6 protein-coding genes are annotated in these 4928 nt (G+C 55.3%); 2 read left to right on the top strand and 4 right to left on the bottom strand.

The features are described from left to right. Window positions 1–263 (top strand): hypothetical protein (locus tag RSSM_RS21370; protein ID WP_236621292.1); only part of this gene is annotated, 263 nt, incomplete at its 5' end. Between the two features lie 272 nt (window positions 264–535). Here the strand turns inward: RSSM_RS21370 and RSSM_RS21365 are convergent. Next, the gene (locus RSSM_RS21365) at window positions 536–1063 is read right to left on the bottom strand and encodes a SprT family zinc-dependent metalloprotease (protein WP_008683813.1); all 528 of its coding nucleotides are present in this window, start codon (window positions 1061–1063) and stop codon (window positions 536–538) included. 182 nt (window positions 1064–1245) lie between these two features. Here RSSM_RS21365 and RSSM_RS21360 point away from each other — a divergent pair, with 182 nt between their 5' ends. Then, entirely contained in the window at window positions 1246–1746 is a 501-nt protein-coding gene (locus tag RSSM_RS21360; RefSeq protein ID WP_201767221.1) for a hypothetical protein, read from the top strand. A 438-nt stretch (window positions 1747–2184) separates the two neighbouring features. On the opposite strand, the gene RSSM_RS21350 is transcribed toward RSSM_RS21360, so the two are convergent. The 3 genes from RSSM_RS21350 to RSSM_RS21340 form a co-directional block, all read right to left on the bottom strand. After that, on the bottom strand, window positions 2185–2409 hold the full coding sequence (locus RSSM_RS21350; RefSeq protein ID WP_008683808.1) for a hypothetical protein: 225 nt from the start codon (window positions 2407–2409) through the stop codon (window positions 2185–2187). Window positions 2410–2766: 357 nt separating this feature from the next. Further along, complete coding sequence (locus tag RSSM_RS21345) at window positions 2767–3690, bottom strand: YifB family Mg chelatase-like AAA ATPase (protein WP_008683806.1); 924 nt, start codon at window positions 3688–3690, stop codon at window positions 2767–2769. Between the two features lie 245 nt (window positions 3691–3935). Beyond that, on the bottom strand, window positions 3936–4928 hold a 993-nt coding region (locus RSSM_RS21340; RefSeq protein WP_044303216.1), incomplete at its 5' end, for a polysaccharide biosynthesis/export family protein.

Genomic DNA, 4928 nt, shown 5'->3' with positions numbered 1-4928 from the left:
TTTGGGCGTGTGCCATTGGAAGCAGCTACATGCGGTTTCGATGGCCCATGCCGCACGAGATCGCCACCCTGTACATGACCCTGCTACTTCATCGAACTGTTGATCACCGGACCTTTCACGTTGCTTACCGGGCACAGGACGCTATGCCTGACAGCGTCAAGATGTTCATCGCTCAGGCGGTCGGCGAAAGAAAGATCAATCCATTTTCGACTTCCGCTCAACTAGCAGAAATCTTGGTGGCGTCGGACCAAGTTGCTAGTTGAACGGAAGGTGTTCAATTTTTTGCAATCCGACAATTCCAGACGAAAATTTGGACGGCAGTTCCCCGGCCCCGGCAGTGGAGTGAATAGCGTTGTTGCATTTCTTGTAACCTTTAACCCGAACAAGCTGCCGTGGGGGCTGAAACTTCTGCGAAAAGGCAAATCGAAAAATCGCCGCCGAATCTGAGTTGGTTTGGTACAGAAGGTTTCATTTGACTTCCCAGCATCATGAATACACGTAAAGTCAAGACGGCGCCCAGAGACCAAAGCCCCAATCACGTCTCAATGTTCTCAATTCCAACCTGCAACCCACAGGTCAGGCAATGGAGCAGCGTCCCGTTTCGCCTCATGTCGCCAAGTTTTCGGCGACTGATGGAGCAGCGATCTGCTTCGGCTTTCGGACATTCTCCCACGTGAAAGTGATTGATCCCGATCAACGGGATATTGTGGCAGCGAACTGGTTCCACTTCACAGTTCTCCATTGCTTGTCGCCACTCAACACCGTGCGGCTTAATCGCTGTGCCGTGAAGATGAAATGCGACGATGTGACATGCTTCGTGGATGATTGTCTCTCGACGTTCCGTATCCGAAGCACGCTCCCAGATTTTTGGACTGAGTCGAATGATCCCACGAGGCGGGACCGCAATGTATCCAGCATCAGCGAACTTTCGAATGAACCGCTTGTTGAAACGGACTCGAATCATGTTCGACAAGTAATTGACTTTGTTGCGATCAAGGGCGAAGTCGATCCATTCGTGAATTTGCAGTGCGGAAGGTTGAGCAATCGAAGACATTTGCTTCATGTGTTGATCTTCACAGTTGAACGTTGGGAGTAGCGATACTTTAGCGGCAAATGATTCGAAACCCTGGAATCGCTATCGCCGCAGATCGCTAGATGGACCATGTTGGCATGGTCCAATCCTCACCGGTAAATTGAGCCACACTTGAAGTTGGTCTCGCTTAACGAAGTATGGAGAACTATCGATTGAACGCTAATTCGCAAGAATTCATCAACCAGTTACCAACGTTACTACGGTTGCTTGCCGATCCCACGACGATGCACACAGCCGCAGAACTCTTCAACCGTATTGACGCATTTGGCTGGGAGGAATGTTCCCCCGTGCTGCTGGGTGCGTTGGAATCGAACGACAGTGATGTGAAACAACTCGTGCTTTCGGTCATTTGCTATGCAGCGGACACTCACGGCAATGATTGGGTTCAACCGTTCGAGTCCGTGGTTCTAGCGTTGTTGGAAGACAAAGATCGTCTTGTCAGAATTTCTGCGGTTCTGGCGGTCGAAAGTCTGCGTGCATTTGATCCAGAGTTTGTAGCCGCATTGCGGTTCATCATTGGTTACGACGAACCAATTTTAGCCAGCCAAGCCTTGATCACATTGCTTGAACTTGACCGTGACCACTCGGTCATTCGGGAACTGGCACCGCTGTTCCGAGTCCGATCAGCGTTACTGAAGCAAAACCCACTGTGAACCGGTCCACTTCCACCAGTGGTTTTCATGCCAATGAGCATCACACCTGGGACAGCGATATGCGACATTCAGTGCGATTCGAACCGACTCTTGGCAACTTGGGCATGAATCGTTTGGCTTGATTCCAGAGAGTCGGACCGCCTCACTATCGTTGTTCAGCGGAGAACCAAGACTGTTGTAGAACGGGTCGCACCCTTGTTCACGCATCGCTCTGTACGTGTGCGGATCAAACATTCTCACAACCCCGTTAGTAAATAAGCGGGATGCGTGCCAAAACAAAAAAAGCGTCACACTGAAACCAAACAGCAATGGTAGAGCGAACGGCGCTAGCAAAACCGCTGCGATGATACCCACGGGGGAACAGAGTACGAAAAATCTCAGTTGAATCAGCCACGCTGGTGTTCGGTCGTCGGACATAGCTCGCTCCTTGGTGATGTTTCAAAACGGGGCCTCTCCTTGGTCCAACTCCGTCTTGTATTCATCAGGAATGTCGAGCAAACAACCGACACAGTTGCACTGTTCACATCGCAAAGCCCTTTGGGGCGTGTTGTCCTCGTCGCACTCCCAGAGCATTCCGTCCCCATGGCAGACTGGACAAACGCTGATCACACGCTGATTGAAGAATCTCGTCGGATTGCTGTCGTTCGAAGATGCTTCGCTCATCTCAACTACCTCCCAATCGCAGAACCGGTCCCCATCACAAACCTGGGTTTCGTTAGCTGGTCCGTCGTGATGGGGGCGATACTTTCGTCACGCAACGACGACCGTACTGGGACCGTTGGAAGAAGGTTGGGATTTGGTGCTGTCCCAGTTACCAAGTACCAGAAACACTCAGGGAAGTTGTCCGCCGATGAGAATAAACAGCGGCGATGGGAAGACTCGAACGGTTTTGATGTTGCCGAAACGAGTTCCAGAGCCAGTGAAAATCCATTGAAAACTTCAAATTAGCGACAGCAGTCACTGTTGTTTTCACCCCGTGTTTTTCAGGGTTTCGGCAAGAAAAGAATTCAATGCCGCATTTCAAGCGCACTTTATGCCGTTGTGTGCTTTGCTGATTTCACCAGGCGATGGTGGGCTGCCTCCTCCGACGAGCCCCGCGTCGCTGATGGTATGGTGCGGGCATCGGAATGGACGTTTGGCAAGCAGCGGTTGCTTGGCAGGCAGTTGACCGACGGCACTGTAGATCCGTGTCGTCTCGATCGATTCGGCGGGAACGAGTTGAGGCAGAATCGTCGGGATGCGTTTGGCGAGCATCGTTTTGCCCGACCCTGGTGGACCGATCATCAAGAGATTATGGCGGCCGGCTGCGGCGAGGGTCATGGCTCGTTTGGCCATTTCTTGTCCGCGGACATCGGAAAAGTCGACGTCGTATTCGCTGAACCGTTCGAACAGTTCATCGATGCGGCTGGGGACGGCGGGGATTTCGACTTCGCCGCCGAGGAACGCAACGCACTGCGCCAACGAGTCGACCGCGATCACCTCGATGTCTTCCACGACGGCGGCTTCGGGGGCGTTTTCGGAAGGGACGATCAGGCCTTTGAGCGATTTGTCTTTGGCCGCCTCGATCGCGATGGAGAGGACGCCTTTGATCGGTCGGGTGATTCCTTCGAGTGCGAGTTCGCCGACGACGGCGTAGTCTTCGAGCCGTTCGGCGTCGAGTTGACCGCTGCCGGCGAGGACACCCAACGCGACGGGGAGATCGAAAGAGGGGGCTTGTTTGGGAAGGTCGCCCGGGGCGAGATTGATGACGACTCGGTCTTGCGGGCGAATGAACCCGCTGTTGACGATCGCCCGTTCAACTCGGTGGGTGGATTCTTTGACGGCCGTATCGGGCAGACCGACCAGGATGGTTTTGGGCATTGCCGCCGGGGAGATATCGACTTCGACATCCACCGCCATTGCTTCAATTCCGAGCAACGTGAAGGTCTTCAAACGTGCCAGCATACGGTCGTTTCCCCAGCCTCGAGCGGCGTGCGAGTCGGTCGCCCCAGTGTACCGACGTTACCCCATCCATCGTGACGCCGAGCAAAACCCAATGCAACCGGGGAGAATTCTTCGCGTTGTTGCTTCGGATGGGGGGCAGCCGATGTCCTTCGTCCCGACCCAGCGGCGAAAGCGTTGACTCCAACGAGGAGGTCGAACCTCGGTTGGTGGTGGTCGCGCGAAGAGTTGCCAACGTTATCGTTCTTTCAGAAGGTTTCGTTGAAGTTGAGTTCGCCGTCCACTTCGCTCCCGACGTCAGACGGGATGTTGGGGCCGCCGGGTTCGGGAAGCGATTCTGAGGCGTCGGGAACGAGGTAGTCTTGTAGTGTTGGCTCGCCACTGGATGTCGCGGGGTTGGTTGGCTCGTACTGGTCGGGTTCGACGAGGTCGTCTGGACGCAGGGGATCGTTGGCCAACCGCATCCATCCGATGCTGCCCGGTGGGATCATGGTATCGATCGCGGCGGGCATCGGGTGAGCGGTGACGAGCGGTGGGTTTCGGCAGGCGCGGTTGCAGCCTTCGCATCGGGAACAGGTGCGGCTGGCTCGCCAAAACATGAGTTCGTCCAGACAGGACCGAGACGAAACGAAGATGCGATCGCCAGGTTGCAATTGGTAGTTCGATGAGGTGTTGCCGAGCTGCACGATCTCGCGATAGCAAACCGGCAACGTTACTCGACAATCACACGGGTCAGTCGGGCGGGCGAGCAGGATCTTGCACGGGTTCGAGCTGCTGGTCAGACCGCCGGCGGTCACGATCGCGTCGAGAACGGTTTCGTATCCCGACAGCGGGTAGGCTCCGGGGGCGTTGACCTCACCGAGGACGTAGTAGCGATGGATCGGTTCGAGCATCCTGACGTTGATCGCGATCGCGTCACAGTTCGCGGGCAGCGTATCCGAGTCGATCGCGTGGCGGTCCTGTTCGCTCGCAAACTGTTTGCATGATTGTCGTTGTTGTTGCAGTTGATATGCGATCTGCTGTTCGATCAGCGACTCGGCTTGTTCGAGGCTTTGTCCGGCCACAACGACGCGCCCGTACGGGCCGAGGTCGACGGTTCCGTCGGCCAACACGACTTGATCGGCAGGCAATCGCAGATCGCGTTCCAGATTGACCGGTTCGATCAGCAGGGCATCGCCCGGTTCGATCGCGTGCGGCGGTAGAACGGACTTCGCATTTTCGCGAGGCAGCCCGGCGGGAAT

The organism is Aporhodopirellula sallentina SM41 (assembly GCF_000346505.1).
GTDB lineage: Bacteria > Planctomycetota > Planctomycetia > Pirellulales > Pirellulaceae > Rhodopirellula > Rhodopirellula sallentina.
The sequence above is the reverse complement of the archived record's forward strand: the minus strand, read 5'-3'. Positions and strand labels throughout refer to the sequence as shown.